The sequence below is a fragment of the Mycolicibacterium brisbanense genome (assembly GCF_001570425.1).
In the GTDB taxonomy this organism is placed as follows: domain Bacteria; phylum Actinomycetota; class Actinomycetes; order Mycobacteriales; family Mycobacteriaceae; genus Mycobacterium; species Mycobacterium brisbanense.
The window spans coordinates 1-18,612 of sequence record NZ_BCSX01000034.1 but is presented as its reverse complement, the minus strand read 5'-3'; the positions used below and the strand labels follow the sequence as shown (position 1 = coordinate 18,612).

15 protein-coding genes, 1 tRNA gene and 1 riboswitch are annotated in these 18,612 nt (G+C 66.0%); of the genes, 6 read left to right on the top strand and 10 right to left on the bottom strand.

The window, feature by feature from the left end; genetic code table 11:
- Window positions 1-35: 35 nt before the first annotated feature.
- From RMCB_RS18530 to RMCB_RS18520, 3 genes are read right to left on the bottom strand one after another with little or no spacing between them, the layout of a single operon-like run.
- Window positions 36-2,381: a glycerol-3-phosphate 1-O-acyltransferase gene (locus tag RMCB_RS18530; protein WP_062829962.1), complete on the bottom strand. Its 2,346-nt coding sequence runs from the start codon at window positions 2,379-2,381 to the stop codon at window positions 36-38.
- The gene (locus RMCB_RS18525) at window positions 2,378-3,970 is read right to left on the bottom strand and encodes an HAD-IB family hydrolase/lysophospholipid acyltransferase family protein (RefSeq protein WP_062829961.1); all 1,593 of its coding nucleotides are present in this window, start codon (window positions 3,968-3,970) and stop codon (window positions 2,378-2,380) included. Before RMCB_RS18525 ends, RMCB_RS18530 begins: the two co-directional genes overlap by 4 nt.
- A complete protein-coding gene (locus tag RMCB_RS18520; RefSeq protein ID WP_062829960.1) occupies window positions 3,967-5,451 on the bottom strand; it encodes a wax ester/triacylglycerol synthase family O-acyltransferase in 1,485 nt (494 codons plus the stop codon). The genes RMCB_RS18525 and RMCB_RS18520 overlap by 4 nt, the downstream gene beginning before the upstream one ends.
- A 135-nt stretch (window positions 5,452-5,586) precedes the next feature.
- Between RMCB_RS18520 and RMCB_RS18515 the strand changes: the two genes are divergently transcribed.
- From RMCB_RS18515 to RMCB_RS18500, 4 genes are all read left to right on the top strand, one after another.
- Window positions 5,587-5,659 (top strand) — tRNA-Arg (locus RMCB_RS18515).
- A gap of 399 nt (window positions 5,660-6,058) precedes the next feature.
- Window positions 6,059-6,547 (top strand): universal stress protein, encoded by a 489-nt coding sequence (locus RMCB_RS18510; protein WP_062829959.1) that lies wholly within the window; start codon window positions 6,059-6,061, stop codon window positions 6,545-6,547.
- A 43-nt stretch (window positions 6,548-6,590) separates the two neighbouring features.
- A complete protein-coding gene (locus RMCB_RS18505; protein ID WP_029372911.1) occupies window positions 6,591-7,490 on the top strand; it encodes a hypothetical protein in 900 nt (299 codons plus the stop codon).
- Between the two features lie 34 nt (window positions 7,491-7,524).
- Complete coding sequence (locus RMCB_RS18500; protein ID WP_062829958.1) at window positions 7,525-7,821, top strand: hypothetical protein; 297 nt, start codon at window positions 7,525-7,527, stop codon at window positions 7,819-7,821.
- Window positions 7,822-7,836: 15 nt separating this feature from the next.
- Here the strand turns inward: RMCB_RS18500 and RMCB_RS18495 are convergent, their stop codons facing one another.
- From RMCB_RS18495 to prpD, 4 genes are all read right to left on the bottom strand, one after another.
- On the bottom strand, window positions 7,837-8,481 hold the full coding sequence (locus RMCB_RS18495; protein ID WP_062829957.1) for a dihydrofolate reductase family protein: 645 nt from the start codon (window positions 8,479-8,481) through the stop codon (window positions 7,837-7,839).
- Between the two features lie 105 nt (window positions 8,482-8,586).
- Complete coding sequence (locus RMCB_RS18490; RefSeq protein ID WP_062829956.1) at window positions 8,587-9,711, bottom strand: bifunctional 2-methylcitrate synthase/citrate synthase; 1,125 nt, start codon at window positions 9,709-9,711, stop codon at window positions 8,587-8,589.
- Window positions 9,708-10,628: a methylisocitrate lyase gene (gene prpB / locus RMCB_RS18485; RefSeq protein WP_029372907.1), complete on the bottom strand. Its 921-nt coding sequence runs from the start codon at window positions 10,626-10,628 to the stop codon at window positions 9,708-9,710. The genes RMCB_RS18490 and prpB overlap by 4 nt, the downstream gene beginning before the upstream one ends.
- The gene (gene prpD, locus RMCB_RS18480; RefSeq protein WP_062830018.1) at window positions 10,625-12,130 is read right to left on the bottom strand and encodes a 2-methylcitrate dehydratase PrpD; all 1,506 of its coding nucleotides are present in this window, start codon (window positions 12,128-12,130) and stop codon (window positions 10,625-10,627) included. The genes prpB and prpD overlap by 4 nt, the downstream gene beginning before the upstream one ends.
- A 119-nt stretch (window positions 12,131-12,249) precedes the next feature.
- On the opposite strand from prpD, the gene RMCB_RS18475 reads away from it, so the two are divergent.
- A complete protein-coding gene (locus RMCB_RS18475; RefSeq protein WP_062829955.1) occupies window positions 12,250-13,653 on the top strand; it encodes a short-chain fatty acyl-CoA regulator family protein in 1,404 nt (467 codons plus the stop codon).
- A gap of 62 nt (window positions 13,654-13,715) precedes the next feature.
- Here RMCB_RS18475 and metE read toward each other — a convergent pair whose 3' ends face one another.
- From metE to RMCB_RS18460, 3 genes are all read right to left on the bottom strand, one after another.
- Entirely contained in the window at window positions 13,716-15,989 is a 2,274-nt protein-coding gene (gene metE, locus RMCB_RS18470) for a 5-methyltetrahydropteroyltriglutamate--homocysteine S-methyltransferase (protein WP_062829954.1), read from the bottom strand.
- A gap of 129 nt (window positions 15,990-16,118) precedes the next feature.
- Window positions 16,119-16,319: riboswitch (cobalamin riboswitch) on the bottom strand.
- Between the two features lie 81 nt (window positions 16,320-16,400).
- Window positions 16,401-17,075: a sensor domain-containing protein gene (locus tag RMCB_RS18465; protein ID WP_062829953.1), complete on the bottom strand. Its 675-nt coding sequence runs from the start codon at window positions 17,073-17,075 to the stop codon at window positions 16,401-16,403.
- A gap of 95 nt (window positions 17,076-17,170) precedes the next feature.
- Window positions 17,171-17,761, bottom strand: a complete 591-nt coding sequence (locus RMCB_RS18460; RefSeq protein ID WP_062830017.1) for an Rv2240c family protein — start codon at window positions 17,759-17,761, stop codon at window positions 17,171-17,173.
- Between the two features lie 424 nt (window positions 17,762-18,185).
- Here RMCB_RS18460 and RMCB_RS18455 point away from each other — a divergent pair.
- A partial coding sequence (locus RMCB_RS18455; RefSeq protein ID WP_201028313.1) for an MspA family porin occupies window positions 18,186-18,612 on the top strand: 427 nt, incomplete at its 3' end.

The window sequence follows — 18,612 nt, the reverse complement described above, 5'->3', positions numbered from 1 at the left end:
CAGCGTATGGCGTGGCCCGGCCCACTCTGCGTGGGCTAGGCCGAACCGGCGCGCTCCCGTTGGCGACGCCGCTCCTCGGCAAAGAAGCGATCGCGGGCGATCTGTTCGACCTGGGTCATGTCGGCCAGGATGCCGCGGATCTCGCGCAGGAACGCCGTGCGGCGCTCGCTGAGATCGGCTGCGGGTGTCAGCAGATTCTGGTCGGCGGCCACCTGGCGTGCCGTGGCGAACAACAGGGCCGACACCGCCTCATTGCTCTGGATCCGGCCCTGCGCGACTTGCTGAGCACCGAGTCCCAGCGCCCGCTTGGTGAGCTCCTTCTCGGAGATCTCGGCGGGTGCGTCGCGCAGGACGTCCGCGACGATCTCGTCGGCCTCGAAGAAGGGCCGCAGCATGGCACCGGCGATCAGTGGTCGTTTGGCGCGCAACAGTTGGAAGATCTCCTCACCACCGGCCGAGACGTGGGATTCCCAATTGTCGTGCCAGGACAGCTCCTCGGTGATGTTCTCCCGGAACGCCGCCGAATCGGCGAAATAGAAGTCGAACTTGAGCAGGTCGCGTAGGCGCATGACCTGATTCCAGAACGCTTGCAGCGGGTCGTCGGTGGCATGCGTGGCGTGAACCAGGGCCAGCTCGACGATCGACGTCTCGAGGAACGCGTGGATGAGCGAGTTGCGATAGAACGCCGCCTCCAGTTCGTTCTCCGGGGCGATCCGCCACACCGGTTCGCGGCCGCCCTCGACGACGGTCACGGGGTGACCGTTGGACAACGCGTCCACCGCCGACCGCACCCCCTCCAGCGTCCGCAGCCGCAACGCGCTGTTGGTCACGGGGGTGTTCTTGCGCTCGAGATAGTCCAGCGAGTCCTGCAAGGTGTGATGCAACTGTTCGAGCGTCAGCGCGACGCCCTTGGTGGTGAGCAGCAGCGCCGACACGAGCCCCGTCGCGTTGACCGGCGTGACCCGCAGGATGCGCCAAGCCACCTCGAAGGCCATCTTCTGCATGGCCAGCCGCTTGGCGGCCTCGTCCTCGACCATGGGGCCGTGCGGCTCGCCGAGGTACTGGCGCATCGAAACCGCTTCGGGGAACCGCACGTAGATCTTGCCGTAGTTGCGTTCGCCCTGAGCCTTGACGAAGTCGTACAGCCAGCTGAAGCTCTCGGGCCGTTTCTCGCCGCCGCGGGCGTATGCCGCATACTCGGCGGTCTCGTGCAGCTGATCGAAACTGATCGACACCGGCTGCAGCAGGATGTCGTCGCTACGACCGTCCAGGTAGGCGTCCGCCACGTACGCGAGCAGACCGAGCTTGGGCGGCAACATCTTTCCGGTGCGAGACCGCGTGCCCTCGATGGCCCAGCTGAGATTGAACCGTTTCTCGACGATGTAGCCGACGAACTGGCGCAGCACGTATTTGTAAAGCGGGTCGTCGAGCTTGCGGCGTAGGAAGATCACCCCGGAGTGACGCAAGAGCGGGCCCATCACCCCGAAGGACAGGTTGATGCCTGCGAAGGTGTGCACCGGGGGTAACCGGTTCTCCTGCATGGCCAGCGGCACGATGCCGCCGTCGAGGTAGGACCGGTGGGAGAACAGCAGAACCGCGGGGTGCGTTTCCAGGTTGTGCCGCATCTTCTCGACCTGGTCGCGGTCGTAGTCGATGCGCGGGTCGAATCCGCGGCTGAACAGCCGGCCGAGCGCGGGTATCAGATCGACCGAGAACCGGCTCCACCCGGTGGACAGCTCGTCGAGCATCTCGCCGGCCTTTTCCACGGTGGCGCCGGGGATCTTGTCCAGGCCCTCGCGGAATCGCGCCGATGCCAACATCTCCGGCTTGATCAGGCGCGGCGACTTGTACTCCGGTCCCAGCAGTCGCAGCTCCACCCGCTCGATGGCCAGCGCCGCCCGCCGCAGCACGAAACGTGCGAATTCCCTTGGACTTTCGGCTGTCGTCTGCTCGCTCCACTGTCGGTGTAGCTCGGAGACTTTGGCCGGCTCGCCGGCGACCACCCGCGCGCGGGACGGATCCTTGCGCAGAATCCGGCGCTGCAGGATTTCCGGCGGCCGGTAGGTGTCGCGGCCCGAGATCAGACCGACCACCTTGAGCCGGGTGGGCAGACCGGCAGGCACCCAGAACACCCGCACCGGAACCACCAGCCGGTCCTCGTCGGCCTCCAACTCCTCGACCAGGCTGGCCACGACGCCGGGCGCCGGTTCGTCGGTCGCGGGGAGCTGCAACACGTCGATCTTGGAATCGGGATGCTCGCGCCGGTGCCTCCGTAGCCAGTCGTTGAGCAGTTCCAGCTCTGCCGGCGAGGACACCGACGCGAGCACCAGGGCATCGTCGGCGGTGCTGAAACTGGCGAAATAGTCCTGGGGCGCCGTCACGGCCGACCCTTCACAGCCCGACCGGTGCCCGAATTGTTTTCTGCGGCACCGCTTTTCTTGGGCACGCTACGGATCTTCGGCTTGAGCGAGCGGGGCCGGTCGTAGATCGGAAAGGTCGGCAGCTCGTCATCGGGCCACGACTTGAGCGTGTCGAGGAAGATCTGCCGTACCTCGGCGATACGGTCCGGCAGCTCGTCGAGGGTCCAATCGTCCACCGGGATCGGTGGATACACCGCGACGTCGACCGTCCCGGGATTGATGGTGCTGGAGTCGCGGGCCGCGATCACCTCCGCGTTGCGGATGACGATCGGCACGATGGGGATACCCGCGGCCATGGCGATACGGAACGGCCCCTTCTTGAACGGGCCCACCTCGGTGGTGTCCAGCCGGGTTCCCTCCGGGGCAATGAGGACCGAAAGTCCTTTGCGGGCAAGCTCTTCGATCTTGTGCAGGCTTTCGACCGCCTTCTCCGGGTCATCCCGGTCGATGAACGCGGTGTCCATCACCTTGCCGAGCGTGCCGACCAGCGGGTCATTGGCGAGTTCCTTCTTGCCGACCCCGGTGAAGTTGTCGCTGACCAGTGTTCCCGCGATCACCGGGTCGGCTTGGTTGCGGTGGTTGAAGATGAAGACCGCAGGCCGCTTGGCGGTCAGGTTCTCCTTGCCCAGCACGTTGAGGTTGACGCCGGTGACGCCCAGCAGAACCCGGCCCATCAGCGACGTGAAGAGGTTGACGCCACTGCGCTTGCTGCGGTTCAGCAGGCCCCAGCTGACAGCGCCCGCAGCCAGCGGCATCATCGAGGCGAACCCCGCGGCGGTGCGCAACTGCGACACCGGGCTGCTGCCGCTGCGGCTGCTGAACCGCAGGATCGGCCAGCCTCGCTTGGCGGCGACGGCGGCCAGTTTGCCCCCCGGGTTGGTCGGCCGTGGATTGCCCACCAGGTACATCAGGGCGACGTCCTCGTCACCGTCGGCGTAGAAGTAGCTCTTCGCCAAGTCGACGTCGTTCTCTGCCGAAAACTTCTGTACCGCATGGGCTTTGCCGGGACCCCAGATGACCGGCGTCTGCACCTCACCGGTGATCAGGCCGTTCTCGTCGGTTTCGAACTTGTTGCACAGCACGTTGTCGATACCCAGGAATCCCGCGACGGGCTCCACCTGAACCGTCAGCGCCGAAGAACTGAGGACAACGGTGTGGCCACGATCCATGTGCGCCCGCACCATGGCCCGCATCTCGGGGTAAATCCGGTCCCGTACATGCTGAACGAACAACCGCTCCCCCAGCTCGTCGAGATCGCTCATCGAATTCCCGCGCAACATGCGGGCGCCCTTGCCGATCAGATCCTCGAATTCGGAGCGTCCGAGCTGATGGTTCAGCCCCGCCTGGACCATCCCGATGAACTCGCCCACACTCATCTGCCCGCGCCGCAACCGGTCCTGCGTCATCAGCACCCCGGTGAACCCCGCCACCAGCGTGCCGTCGAGATCGAAGAACGCACCGATCTCGGGGCCTTCCGGGCTCGCCTCGATTTCGGCCAACGAGCCCGGCAGCCGCTGCTTCAACTTTTCTGAGCGCCCTGGTGACGTCACTGTGCTGTGCTCCCATTCGACGCGGTTTCGGCCGGAGCAGGCGCCTCGGCAGTGAACGTGGCCGGGGCCGCACGACCGTCGCCCCCGAGCGCGAGCACCTCGTCGAAGCCGTCGAGCAAGCACTGCGCGAACAGCGGCTCGTTGGTGATGGACGCGCGGTCGTAACGCGTCGTGACGGTCACGTAGCCGCCCCGCGAAATCAGCACCGCCATGATCGCCACACCGGGCAGCGGCCCAATGCCGTAGTGGCGCAGGATCTTCGCGCCCGCGATGAAGGTGTCGCCGGGGTACATCGCCACATTGCTGGCCTGCACGTCCGAGTGCACCACGTTGCCCGCCACCGATTCCAGGAAGTTGTCCGGCAGGAAGCTGAGGACCGGGGCGATCGCGCCGACCATGTCGATGGCACGCTCTTCGCGCTTGCTCGTCATCTGGGTGCGAACCGCTTTCATGCGGTGCTCCGGATCGACGATGCCGACCGGTGCCGCGATGTTCACCCCGGCGAAACGGTTGCCGCCTGCCGGATCGTCCTCCGAGCGCAGGTTCACCGGTACCGCCATCGGCAGGTTCTGGATCGGGATACCCATCGCGTCGTGATAAAGCCTGAGCGCACCGCACAGTCCGGCCAGGTAAGCATCGTTGATCGAGCCGCCTACGGCCTTGGACGCCCGGTGCAGGTCGCTGAATTTGATGTCGATCGCCTCGGTGCGCGACGACAGGCTGCGCCGACGCAGCAATGGTGACGGGTCGGCTGCCGGACCCATCACCCGCGCCCCCGACATGGCGTAATCGACCACGCCGCTGACTGCGGAGACCGGGTCGCGCACCACCCGCGTCGCGGCGCGAACTCCGGCGCCCAGCGCCCCGAGCACGCCGCCGGTGATGGCCCCCGGAAGTCGGTTGAGCCCTTGGCGCATCAGGTCATTGGGCGACAGATCCTGCGGGATGGGCAGCGGTGGAGCCGGAGTGGGTTCAGGGTCGCGTTCCAGGTCGTAGATGCTGGCGAACATCTCGATGCTGCCGACGCCGTCGGTCACCGCGTGGCTCAGATGCAGGATGGTCGCGGCGCGGCCACCTTCGAGACCTTCCACGAGCGTCGCACTCCACAACGGCCGGGAGATGTCCAGCGGCGACTGCATCGCCACCTCGGCGACGTCGAACAGATCGCGAAGCCTGCCCGGGGCAGGCACCCGCAGCCGCCGCACGTGGTAATCGAGGTTGAAGTCCGGGTCCACCACCCAGCGTGGTGCCGCCGTCGGAAGCGACGGCATGACCACCTTTTGTCGTAAGCGCAGCACCTTGCGCGACGCGTTCTCGAAGCGCGTGCGGAACCGCTCCCAGTCCGGGGTGGTGTCGAGGATCTCAACCCCCATGATTCCGGAACGGGTGCGAGGATTGGCCTCCCCGCGATGCAGGAGCTGGTCGACGGCACTCAGTTCCTCGGGCAATCCGGCCGCGTCCAACTCCGGCACGTCACTCATAACGCGATCCCTCTTCCTCCCCGCCTGCCAAGTGCAGCGTCCACGCTAGTCCGCAGTCGATGACCGCGGGCCAGCTTTGCCGGGTGTGACGATTGGCGGTCCACCCGGGCAGGGAAGATACACTTCAGCCGCGTTGCCTCCGTAGCTCAGCGGATAGAGCAGCCGCCTTCTAAGCGGTTGGTCGCAGGTTCGATCCCTGCCGGGGGCGCAATCTGTCTTCGCAGTTGAAGCGAGCTGCGAAGATGCGCTAACGGCGTTGCCACCGGCGGCGTGCCGAGTCCCTGCGCACGGCGGCATCGCACACAGGCGGCATCGAGAATTCAGCTGCCGCACCCGTGCCGGTCACCGGCAGGCGGCTTCGGTCGGGTCGTCGCGGGCCACGTGCGCCGGCAGGCGCCCGTCACCGACCACTTGGCGCAATGCCGGCTTGCCGCGTCGAAAAGGTCGGGAGCCCAGATACTTTCGGGAGTCGCCGAAATCCGGCGGTCATGGCGCGCAGGCGCGACGGTACGACACCACATTTCCCCTTGACGCAAGACTGATGTGAACCGGCCTGACACGCGTTAATGTCCTGATTGTTCTCGCAAACCGGCAGCTTGGAGACGCCATGAGCACCTATCGGACGGTAGTTGTCGGGACCGACGGCTCGGACTCGTCAATGCGAGCGGTTGACCGCGCCGCGATGATCGCCGCACAGGACAACGCGAAGTTGATCGTCGCGAGCGCGTACCAGCCTCACGTCGAGAAGGGCGGCTGGTCACGGCCGCCGTCCCACGATCATGTCGAAGATCCCCGCGCCGCCGACAGCCTGCGCGGCGATGGCTACAAGATGCACGGGGCAGCCCACATCTATGAAATCCTCCAGGAGGCGCGCGACCGGGCGAAGGCGGTCGGTGTCCACGACATCGATGAGCGGGCGCTCGAAGGCGCACCGGTCGACGCACTGGTGAAACTCGCCGAACAGACCAAGGCCGATCTGGTGGTCGTCGGAGACGTCGGGCTGGACTCGGTCGCCGGCCGGCTGCTGGGTTCGGTGCCGGCCAACGTCGCCCGTCGAGCCAAGGTCGACATCCTCATCGTCCACACCGCGGACTAGGACGCTTCGCGCGGGCGACCGTGCGCAAGAATCTCGCTCTGATATGAGCACACGCCCGAAACGAGAAGACGTCCGCCAGCGGCTCGCGCAGCGCTACCGGCAGCTGGCCGAGCTGCGCAAGGAGGGCCTGACGGCGGCCGTCGCGTCCCGCTACCGCGAGATCGACGGCGGAACGCTGGGCACGCTCGTATCGGTCCAGTTGTTCACGACGGTCATTCCGTTGATGATCATCGGATTCGACTATTTCGCCGGGTTCGCCGAAAATGCCAGCCCGGGCGTCGTTTTCAGCCGCGAGGTCGGCCTGGTGAGCCCACTGACCGACAGGGTGCGCGCGGCATTCGGCGATTCCTCGGCATTCCGGTCGAGCTGGACTTTCATCGGGGTCGCCGGGTTCCTGGTCTGGGGAATCCCCATGTCCATCACCATCGCCAGCATCTTCGCCAAGGCCTGGCGCCGGGAACAGTTCGGACTGGGACAACGGCTGCTGCGCGGTGTCATCTGGTTCGTGCTGTATCTGAGCATGCTCGCCGTGCGCGGGTTGATCGCGCTCGACCATGACCACCCCGGTTCATTCCGGCCGCTGCTGTTCATGCTGGCGCTGGTGCCGGTGTGGATCTTCTGGTCGCTCACACCGGTTCTGCTCGTCCGTGACGGCGCTCGCGGCATGCGCTACCTCGCGCTCACCGGGCTCGGCGGAGTTCTCATCAACGGGCTAGCACTCCCCCTCGCCGCCCGGGTGGCGTTCCCGCCGTTGCTGCGCGGGTGGGAGGGCTTCGGCCCGATCGGCGTGGCGATGGCGTTGATGACGTGGTGCGGAGTCAGCGGTATCGGGTGGGTGTTGTCGGCGTGTGTGGGCGCAGTGGTGTGGGAGCGGGCCGCCCCCGCCGACACCGTCATCGCCTCGGAGGTCGACGTCGACTCGGAGCTGCCGGAAGACGCGTAGTGCCCACCCACACAACCAGGTAGCGTGCGCACCCGTGCATGACAACGGACTGGACCCTGACGATGACTACGACCTCGACGAGGACGACACGAAGTTGTCCGAAGAGGACTTCAACGCCCACACCCTGGAAATCCGGCGGGCTGACGGCACACCGGTGGTGACGCTGTCGGCGCTCGGTTCGGGACAGCAGTGGGCCGTGTACATGCAACCGGGTGGCACGGTGCAGAACGCCTACCTGGGTGAGCCGGGTAGCCCCAGCCTCTGGGTCGACACCAACGACGCCGATATCACCCGCGACGACGACGGCACCTACGTCATCACCATCGATTAGCCAGCCGGCGTTCCGTCATCTGCGCCAGAACAAGTGATGGGTGACGCCACTGGGGCTGGGCACGATGTCGTGGTGAAACCGGTCGTCCAACTCGTCCGGTGACTGCCACAGGCGGGATCCGGCTCCCAGCTCGACAGGCGACACCGCCACGTGCAGCGTGTCGACCAGGTCGGCATCGAGGAACTGTCGGATGGTGCTGGCGCCTCCACCGAGCCGGACATCCTTGCCCTGCGCCGCCTCGCGCGCCTGGTCGAGCACGGTGGCCGGGTCGGCGTTGACGAAGTGGAACGTGGTGTCGGAGAGGCTGAATGACGCCCGCGGGTAATGGGACATGACGAATACCGGGGTGTGGAACGGGGGCTCCTCGCCCCACCAGCCCTGCCATTCGTGGTCCTCCCATGGACCCCGGTATGGACTGAACTTGTTGCGTCCCATGATTTCCGCGCCGATGTTGTTGGCGAAGTCGCGGGTCAGATAGTCGTCCAGGCCGCGACTGCCACCCGGGTCGGTGCGCGTGGGCCAACTGGCAGTGGCACCGGCCCAGGAGAACATGTCCGCGGGGTCGGCGTGGCCGAATGGCCGCTCGCGGCTCTGATTCTCGCCTGCGCCGAAACCGTCGCTGGAGACGTTGAAATTCTGGACTTTGAGCAGTTGCACCACGCGTTCTCTCCCGATCAGTCAGTAGTTGTACCACTGTGACCAGTGATGGCCCGAGAACTCATCGAGAGGTGGGCTGCATAGGGGCGATCAGCACACCCGTGTCGCTCACGACAGCGCGCGCTGCGGCTGACCGCTGTACTCGCTCAGCGGCCGGATCAACGCGTTGGAGCCGGCCTGCTCGATGATGTGGGCAGTCCAGCCGGTGATGCGGCTCATCACGAAGATCGGTGTGAAGCTGGGAATGTCGAAGCCCATCAGGTGATACGCCGGGCCGGTCGGAAAGTCCAGATTGGGCTGAATCCCGGTGGCGGCACGCATGGTCTGTTCGAGCCGTTCATAGATGTCGAGCCACCGCTGCCCGTCGCGGGCCGCGGCGACCTGCTGCAGAGCCGCCTTCATGGTCGGCACCCGGGAGTCACCGTTGCGGTACACCCGATGGCCGAAACCCATCACCTTCTCCTTGCGGGACAGCTTGTCGTGCAACCACTCCGCGGCGCGATCAGCCGAGCCGATCTCCATCATGTCGTGCATGACCGCCTCGTTGGCCCCGCCGTGCAGGGAACCCTTGAGCGCACCGATCGCCGCGGTCACCGCGCTGTAGATGTCGGACTGCGTCGAGGTGACCACGCGGGCCGCAAAGGTCGACGCGTTGAAACTGTGCTCGGCGTAGAGAATCATCGACTGCTCGAAGGCCTTGACGATCACGGGATCTGGGACATCGCCGAAGCACATGTTCAGGAAGTTCTCGGAGTAACTCAGGTGCGAATCCGGGCCGATGGGCTCAAGGCCGCGCCGCCGGCGCATGTCTGCCGCCACGATGATCGGCAGCACCGCGAACATCCGCAGCGACTTGGCGTAGTTCGCTTCGGCGCTGCTGTCGTCCTCGTCAGGGTCCTCCGCGCCGAGATAGCTGATGGCGGTCCGCACCACGTCCATCGGGTGGCAGTTGTCCGGGAGCTTGTCCAACAGCGACAGCAGTGACCTGTTCAACCGCCGGGACGCCCGCTCCCGCTGCTCGAACAGCGCCAACTCCTGATCCGTCGGCAGCTCACCGTGCCACAGCAGATAGGCGACCTGTTCGAAGCTGCAGTGCGCGGCGAGATCCTGCACGGGATACCCGCGATAGGTCAAGGTGTTGGTCTCGGGCACCACCTTGGAGATGGCGGTGGTGTCGACCACCACTCCCGCCAGTCCTTTGTAGATCTTGGGCTTGCTCTCTGTGACAGTCACCGCGTTGTCCCTTGCAGCGAGAAGTTGTAGACGTCGGAGTCGAATTGGTTGTACTCGGAGTAGCGCAGCAACTCGTAGAGTCTGCTGCGGTGCTGCATCTGCTCGAGCAGGCCGGATTGCGTACCCGCTGAATCGATTTCGCGAAGGCCGACCTCGACGGCGTACATCGCCAGCCTCAGCGTGGTGACCGGATAGATGACCACGTTGTACCCGATGTCAGCCAACTGGCGCGCGGTCAGCAGATCGGATTTGCCGAACTCGGTCATGTTGGCCAGCAGCGGTGTGTCGACCGCGGCGCGGAACTGCTCGAATTCAGCAGGCGTACCGAGTGCTTCGGTGAAGATCAGATCGGCACCGGCATCGGCATAGGCCTTGGCCCGGTCGATGGCCGCAGACATCCCCTCAATGCCCGCGGCATCGGTGCGCGCACAGATCACGAAGTTCGGGTCACGCCGGGCCGCCACCGCTGCCCGCAACCGCTTGACCATCTCCGCGGTCTCGACGACGGCCTTGCCGTCGAGGTGACCGCACCGCTTGGGATTGACCTGGTCCTCCAGGTGAAGTCCAGCCAGACCACCATCTTCGAGTTGTGTGACGGTGCGCGCAGCACTCATCGGTTCACCGAAGCCGGTATCGGCGTCGATCAGCGTGGGCAGGTCCGTCGCCGACGCGATCTGCGCACCACGGGCGGTGACCTCGGTCAGCGTGGTCAGGCCGATGTCGGGCAGCCCCAGATCGGCCGACAGCACCGCGCCCGAGACGTACACGCCCTCGAAACCGATCTCGGCGACCAGCTTAGCGACCAGCGGCGAGAAAGCACCTGGAAAGCGTTGCAGTGTGCCTGATTTCAGCCCGGCACGGAAGCGTGCTCGTTTCTCGGCGGCCGAACTTGCCGATGCGAGCAGGCCCGAGCTCATCGGAAAATCCCCGAGGGCACCGTCGGAGCCTTCTCCAGCACCCGCTCATCGACCCGTACGTTCAGTGCGTTCAACCCACCAGGCTTGATGTCGGAGATGCCGGCCACGGTCGACAGGAACCGTTGCTGCTCTTCAGGTTCCACCACACCATCGGCCAGCTCGGCGAACTTGGCCACATATTGTTCGCGGCCGAAGGGCCGGGCTCCCAGAGGATGCGCGTCGGCGACGGCGAGTTCGTCGACGATCGTCTCGCCGTTCTTCAGCGTCACCACGGCCCGGGCCCCGAACGCTTTCTCGGCAGGGTCGGTGGAGTGGTAGCGACGCGTCCACTCCGGATCCTCGACAGTGCTGATCTTGCGCCACAATTCGACGGTGTCGGGCCGGTGGGCCCGCTCGGGCGCGTATGACCGCTCGTGATGCCAGCTGCCATCCTGCAGCGCGACGGCGAAGATGTACATCACCGAGTGGTCCAACGTCTCGCGCGACGCGTCGGGATCGAACTTCTGTGGATCGCCCGATCCGGTGCCGATCACCACGTGGGTGTGATGGCTGGTGTGCAGCGTGATGCTCGCGACCTCGTCGAGATCGCCGATGCGTTCGCGCATGCGGCGGGCCAGGTCGATCGGCGCCTGGCTCTGGTACTCCGCCGAATGCTCCTTGGTGTAGGTGTCCAGGATGGCGCGCTTGGGCTCGCCGGGGCCGGGCAACGGCACCCGGTAGGTGTGCTCCGGACCCGACAGCAACCAGGCGATCACGCCGTCCTCGCCCTCCCAGATCGGGGCGGGCGAACCCTCGCCACGCATCGCCCGGTCGACGGCTTCGATGGCGACCTTGCCTGCCCACGCCGGCGCGTAAGCCTTCCAACTGGAGATCAGGCCCTTGCGGGACTGGCGGGTGGCGGTGGTCAGGTGCAAAGCCTGGCCGATGGCCGCGTAGATGGTCTCCGGGTCCAGGCGCAGCATGGTGCCGAGGCCGGCGGCAACCGACGGCCCGAGGTGGGCGACGTGATCGATCTTGTGCTCGTGCAGGCAGATTCCCTTCACCAGGTCGACCTGCACCTCGTAGGCCGTCGCGATACCGCGGATCAGGTCCGCTCCGCGCACGCCGAGCTGCTGAGCCACCGCCACGAGGGCGGGGATGTTGTCACCGGGGTGCGAGTACTCGGCGGCCAGGAAGGTGTCGTGGAAATCCAGCTCGCGCACGGCCACCCCGTTGGCCCACGCCGCCCATTCCGCCGACACCGTGCCGTCGACGCCGAACACCGCAGCACCCTGGCGGGCCTTATGGGCGAGCGCCTGCGCCCGGGCGACGGTGACGGGCCTGCGGATCACCGACGCTGCCGATACGGCGGCGTTGTCGATGATGCGGTTGATCACCATCGCCTCGGTCTCCGGCGGCACGGCCACAGGGTCGGCGGCGACCTCGGCGATCTTCCAAGCGAGGTGTTCGTTGCGGGGAAAGTCCTCGGCACTGCGCCGGGTGCGGACGTCGTGAACAAGCATGATCCGCACGGTACGCATAACGAGAAACGCCTGAAAGAACCTGTAAATGCGTAATTTTGTGTCCTTGGCAGACCACGTTTGCGAATGTTGTGTAAAACGCGCGCGGTAGCCTGAGGGCAGTGGCGAAGACATTCGCGGGCGCCCGACTCCGACGGCTCCGAGACGAGCAAGGCCTCACGCAGGTCGCGCTGGCGCGCGCGCTCGGCCTGTCCACCAGCTATGTGAACCAGCTGGAGAACGACCAGCGACCGATCACCGTCCCGGTCTTGCTCGCGCTCTCCGAGCGATTCGACCTACCGACGCATTACTTCGCACCCGACGCCGACGCGCGGCTCATTTCAGACCTCCGCGAAATCCTCACCGACGCGACCGCCGCGCAGATCGAAGAGCTCGTCGCCCGGATGCCCGAAACGGCCCAGACCATCGTGAGCCTGCACCGGCGCCTGCATGACGCCACCGCGGAATTGGAGGCCGTGCACGACCGGGCGAGCCGCGATGTGCACACGGGTGCCCAGCTGCCCATGCCGTTCGAAGAGGTGCGCGACTTCTTCTACGACCGCCGCAACCACATCGACGCGCTCGACCGAGCCGCCGAGGAGTTGTTCGCCGCGCACGGCCTGCACATCGGCGGGCTGGACAACCAGCTGGCCGAGCTGCTGTCGGCCAAGTTCGGCATAACCGTGGTGGTCGACGACGGCGCCATCCTGGGCCCCAACGTAAAGCGTCGATACCACAGCGACGCCCGCACCCTTCATGTCGCGCGATGGCTGCTGCCCGGTCAGCGAGCATTCCAGTTGGCAACCCAGATCGCGTTGCTGTCCCACTCGGATCTCATCGACACCATCGTCGCGTCCGATGACCAATTGAGTTCGGAGTCAAAGGATGTCGCCCGGATCGGCCTGGCGAACTATTTTGCCGGCGCCCTGCTGCTGCCGTATCGGATGGTGCTGTCGGCCGCCGAGGAGTTGCGTTACGACATCGACCAACTCGCGCGGCGCTTCGAGGTCGGATTCGAAACCGTCTGCCATCGCTTGTCGACGCTGCAGCGGCCGGATGCGCGCGGGGTCCCGTTCATCTTCGTCCGCACAGACAGCGCGGGAAACATTTCGAAACGACAGTCCGCCACGGCATTCCACTTCTCCCGGGTCGGGGGAAACTGTCCACTGTGGGTGGTGCATCACGCCTTTTCCCGGCCGGGCCAATTCCTGACCCAGGTGGCCCAGATGCCCGACGGCCGGAGTTACTTCTGGATCGCCAAGACCTCGACATCGACACCGAGCCGGTATCTGGGCACGCCGAAGAGTTTTGCGATCGGCCTGGGTTGCGACCTCGCGCATGCCGACAAGCTGGTGTATGCGGTCGGCGTCGACCTCGGCGATCCGGAAGCCACGGTGCCGATCGGGGCCGGCTGCCGGATCTGCGATCGGCCGGCCTGTCCGCAACGCGCCTTCCCGTACGTGGGACGCCCCGTTCAGATCGACCCACAGACCAGCAGCAATCTGCCGTACTCGGGCACGCCCTAGGACGCACCGTCCGTTGTGTCGCCGGTGAGATCGTCGGCGACACAACGGACGGCAGACCGTCCTCAGCTCGAGCGCACCGCGGCGGCAGCGGTGACCATGTGCTGCAGCGAAGCCGTCACCTCCGGCGTGGCCCTGGTTTTGAGGCCGCAGTCAGGATTCACCCAGAGCCGTTCAGCAGGAACTGATTTCAGCGCCTCACGCAGCGACGCCGTGATCTCATCGACCCCGGGCACCCGGGGTGAGTGGATGTCGTAGACGCCGGGGCCGACACTGTTCGCGAAGCCGGCATCGTTGAGATCGCCGAGCACCTCCATGTGCGAACGCGCGGCCTCGATCGATGTCACGTCGGCATCGAGGTCGGCGATCGCCCCGATCACCTCACCGAACTCGGAATAGCACAGGTGCGTGTGGATCTGGGTTGCATCGGCAACACCTGAGGTCGACAACCGGAACGCGTCGACCGCCCACCGCAGGTAGGCCTCCTTGTCCTTGGACCGCAGCGGCAGCAGCTCACGCAGCGCGGGCTCGTCCACCTGGATGATCGCGATGCCCGCGGACTGCAGATCGACCGTCTCGTCCCGAATCGCCAGTGCCACTTGGTCCGCGGTATCCGCCAGCGGTTGATCGTCGCGGACGAACGACCACGCCAGGATGGTGACGGGGCCGGTGAGCATGCCCTTGACCGGCTTGGCGGTCAGTGACTGCGCGTACGTGATCCAGTCGACCGTCATCGGATTCGGCCGGGCCACATCGCCGTACAGGATCGGCGGGCGCACGCACCGGCTGCCGTAGGACTGCACCCAGCCGTTCTGGGTCGCGAAGAACCCGTCGAGCTGCTCGGCGAAATACTGCACCATGTCGTTGCGCTCGGGTTCACCGTGCACCAAGACGTCGAGGCCCAACTGCTCCTGCAGCGTGATCACGTCGGCGATCTCGGCCTTCATCCGACGCTCGTACTCGGCCGCATCGATCTTGCCGGACCGCAGGTCCGCGCGCGCCACGCGGATGGCCGTGGTCTGCGGGTAGGACCCGATCGTGGTGGTGGGCAGGGCAGGCAACTTCAACCGATCCTGTTGTGCCGCACGGCGTTGATCAGCGGGACCCCGCGTGGCCCCCGAGGCCCGGATAGCCGCGAGCCGTGTGCGAACCTCGCCGTTGTTGAGCCTCGGATCGGCCTTGCGTGACGCGATGGCCTCGTTGGACGCCGCGATCTCGGCCGAAATGGCCTCGCGGCCGTCCTTGAGCCCACGCGCCAGGGTGGTCACCTCACCGACCTTCTCGGATCCGAAGGCCAGCCAGCTGCGCAACGCCGCATCGATGCCGTCCTCGGCGTCGAGCGTGTAGGGCACGTGCAGTGTCGAGCACGACGTGGAAACCGCTACTGATGCAGCGCTTTTCAGCACGTTCGCCAGTTTGTCGATGGCGCTTTCGAGGTCGGTGCGCCAGATGTTGCGGCCGTCCACCACCCCGGCCACCAGCAGCTTCTCGGCGAGTTCCGGCACTGCGGCCACCGCAGCGCCCGATCCCGCGACCAGGTCGACGCCAATCGCCTCGACCGGGGTCCGAGCCAACGCCGGGAGAGCATCGGTGAGCTCACCGAAGTACGTTGCGACGAACAGCGAGGGCCGCTTGGTCGACGCACCGAGCCGGGCGTAGGCGCGTTCGGCCAACTCGGCGGCGTTGGGCAGGATGTCGGTCACGAGGACGGGCTCGTCGAGCTGCACCCAGGTGACGCCCTTGCCTGCCGACAACTCCAGCAGTTCGGCGTACACGTCGACGAGCTCGTCGAGCCGAGAGATCGGGGCGCCTGCGTCGTCGACGGGCTTCGACAGGGCCAAGAACGTGATCGGGCCGACGATCACGGGGCGCGCTGGAACCCTTTGGGCAGCAGCCTCTTCCAGCTCGCCGAGCACCTTGGCCGGGTTGAGCGCGAAGGTGGTTCGTGGACCGATCTCAGGGACGATGTAGTGGTAGTTGGTGTCGAACCACTTCGTCATCTCCAGCGGGGCGATCTCGTCGTTGCCGCGTGCGGCCGCGAAATAGCGGTCCAGGTCGTCGGCCACGCCGGCCACCCGCGGCGGTAGCGCACCGACCAGCACAGCGGTGTCGAGCATCTGGTCGTAGTAGGAGAAGGTGTTGACCGGCACGGAATCCAGCCCCGCCGTGACGAGGGATGACCAGGTGTCGCGGCGAAGGGTGGCGGCGACGGTCTCGAGTTCTGCGCGGTCGATGCGGCGCGCCCAGTATTTTTCGACCGCGCGCTTGAGTTCGCGGTTCGGGCCGATGCGGGGCGACCCGAGGATGGTGGCGGTGAAAGGTGCAGCGGTTGTGCTCATGACGACGTCCTTGGGCGTGCGACGGGATGGTCACCGCCAGGGGGGCGTCGAGCCGAGCACGGTCACCCGCCACGAGTGAACCGCGTTCGGCCACTGCCCATTCCGCGAGGCGATGAACCACCGGGCGCGGCGCGCCCGGTACGGCTGGCAGGTCTTCGGACTCGCAGGCACGCACGAGAACTCGTGCACCTAGTGGCCGTCGCTTCCCAGCCCCGAAATTACGTGCGGGCCAGTGCTGATGACGGCGGTCGTTCCTGCATACCGCTGCGGGACAGTCCCGGATTCTCACCGGGTTCCCTCTCACGTCGCACCTGTCCGAGCGTGCGGCGTTCGATGTCGGCACGGGCCTGGACCTGCACCGACAAACCAGCTGCGTGGCCCAGACTACCCGCTGCCGCGTCGTGAGCACCGCTACCGAGGCATTGCGGCCTTGATCTTGTCGACGATGTCGGCGGCCTGGGTCACCGACGAACCGTCCGGCTTGCAGGCCTGAATGTCCATGACCAGGTTGGCGGCGACAGCCAGTGCACGCTGGCAGGCCCGGGTCTGGTCGCCGTTGACGCGGGTGAACGGCATGGTGAGTTCGGAATCGGTCTTCGTGAGATCACCGCTCGTCCACTTGGGCAGAGGTTGACCGTTGAGGGTGATGTTCACGTGGTGATTGGTGCACTTGGACCAGCGGTCTGCCGACTGGTTCAGGAAATCGGTGGCATCCTGCGGTGACGGGAAGATGACCACCGACTGCACCACCAGGTTGTTCCAGTCGTCGGTGTCGGGTGCCCGCAGCAACACCTGCCGCATGGCTGTCCACTTGGTGCCGTAGATGGCCGACTCGTCAACCTGCCACGCGCCCAAACAATTCAGATTGGGCAGCAGATTGCGATGATCCCCCATCTCGGTGACCGGCGGATGGGCCACCATCCCTTGGGTTCCCATGAGCGTATTGATCTCGTCGGGGCTGAGCAGCAGCCCCTCAAGTGCGGACGCGGGCACGTCCTTCGGCGGTCCTTGGGCCTTGTCGCCATTACCGGCACAGGCAGTTGCCAACAGCACGAGCATGAGCAACGAAACGGCAAGCCGGATCACGGTTGTCCTTACTGAAGGCGCGCATGAGCGCGCTGGGTGAGTACTTGTCGAACGTGGCGAAAACCGGCGGAGCAGTGTGTGTCGGATGACTGCCGTCAGGCGTGCGTACCCGCGGCAGCGCAGGCCATCTGCGCGTTGCTGGCGTCGTTGTTGAGTTGCGTGGCAGTGTCATTCAGCGACTGGCCACCGGTGCGCAGCCCCATTTTCAGCAGCAGCTTCGTGGCTCCGAAGGACCACGACCGCATCGGGTTCGCGATGTCCGGCGAAAGTCCCGGTGTCCCAGCGGCACTCATGGCTGTCGCGGCGGCTTCGCGCAGCGCGGTCCGACCGCTGGTGTTGGTGGTGCTGATGGTCGGATCTCCGTAGTCGGGCCGCTCCAGGCCTTCGATCGAATCCGCGAAGTCGCCGTAGTAGGTCGACGCGGAGTCCAGAGCATTGGCGAACTGCGAACAGGCAGTGACTGCAGGCGCACCCGGATCGTCCGCCGTGGAGACCGGCATGGACACCGGCCCGGCGGCCGGTACACCAGCAGTGACCGGAGGCAAGTCGGGAATGGCAGGGGCCGCCGGCCCCGGCGCACCCGATGCGTCTGCAGGGTCCGCGACCGCAGCGGGCATGCCGGCCAACCCGATGCCGAAGGCAATGAGCAGCCCCGCAAACCCTCGCTCGTACACCTGAGACGACATCAAAGCTTCCTCCGTGAATCCGTTGACAATCCGCCCACATTCGCGTCCGCGCGTCATCGACACGTCCGCCTTACCCCCCAAGCCTCCCTCACGGTCGGTGGTTCAGATGTCCAAAAGGTGAACAGTCGGGTAACCGATCAAATCGAGATGCCATCCATCCCGTGCCACGGGTGTCGAACTCGGACGGCCAACGGTAGACCATCCATTTAACTGCGCTGTTCCTTATATATGTGTCGCACGGCAGACGGAAGGGGTGGTTCGAGATGCCCACTAGATGGGAACGCGGCCCGAATTGTTGGCCACTCGTTCACCGTTTGGAAACTCGACGCGTCCATGATTCGACGCGACAGATACCCGGCAGTACCGGGATCCGAAGCACTATGTCGTTCCCCGGATTTCAACCACGAGAGGCGCATAAACCCGCATGTTGAATCGTTTCGCCACCCTGGCTGCTGTGTGCATGTTGGCCCCGGTAGCGGTGACGCCCCTCGCGTCGGCCGACCCGCCACCACCACCACCGGACCCCGCCGCACCCGTCGCCGACGCCGCCGCACCACCCCCGCCCCCGGCCGACACCGGCGCCGTGCCCTCCTCACCCCCCGGAGTCCTCGACACCCCCGACGGCTGGCACGTCACCGTCGTCGGCTCCAACGAAACCCTGCTGCCCGTCGCCCCACTGACCACCGCGGTGTCCTCCCGCGAATACCTCGTCGGCGGCACCTTCACCGGCAACGTCAGCGGCTCAGGCAAAACCAAACTCACCGGCGGCACCCTGGAAGCCGGCGCCCAAATCGGCTGCGGCATCATCAGCGACGAAACCGAAATCAACCCCGGCATCAGCTTCACCCCCG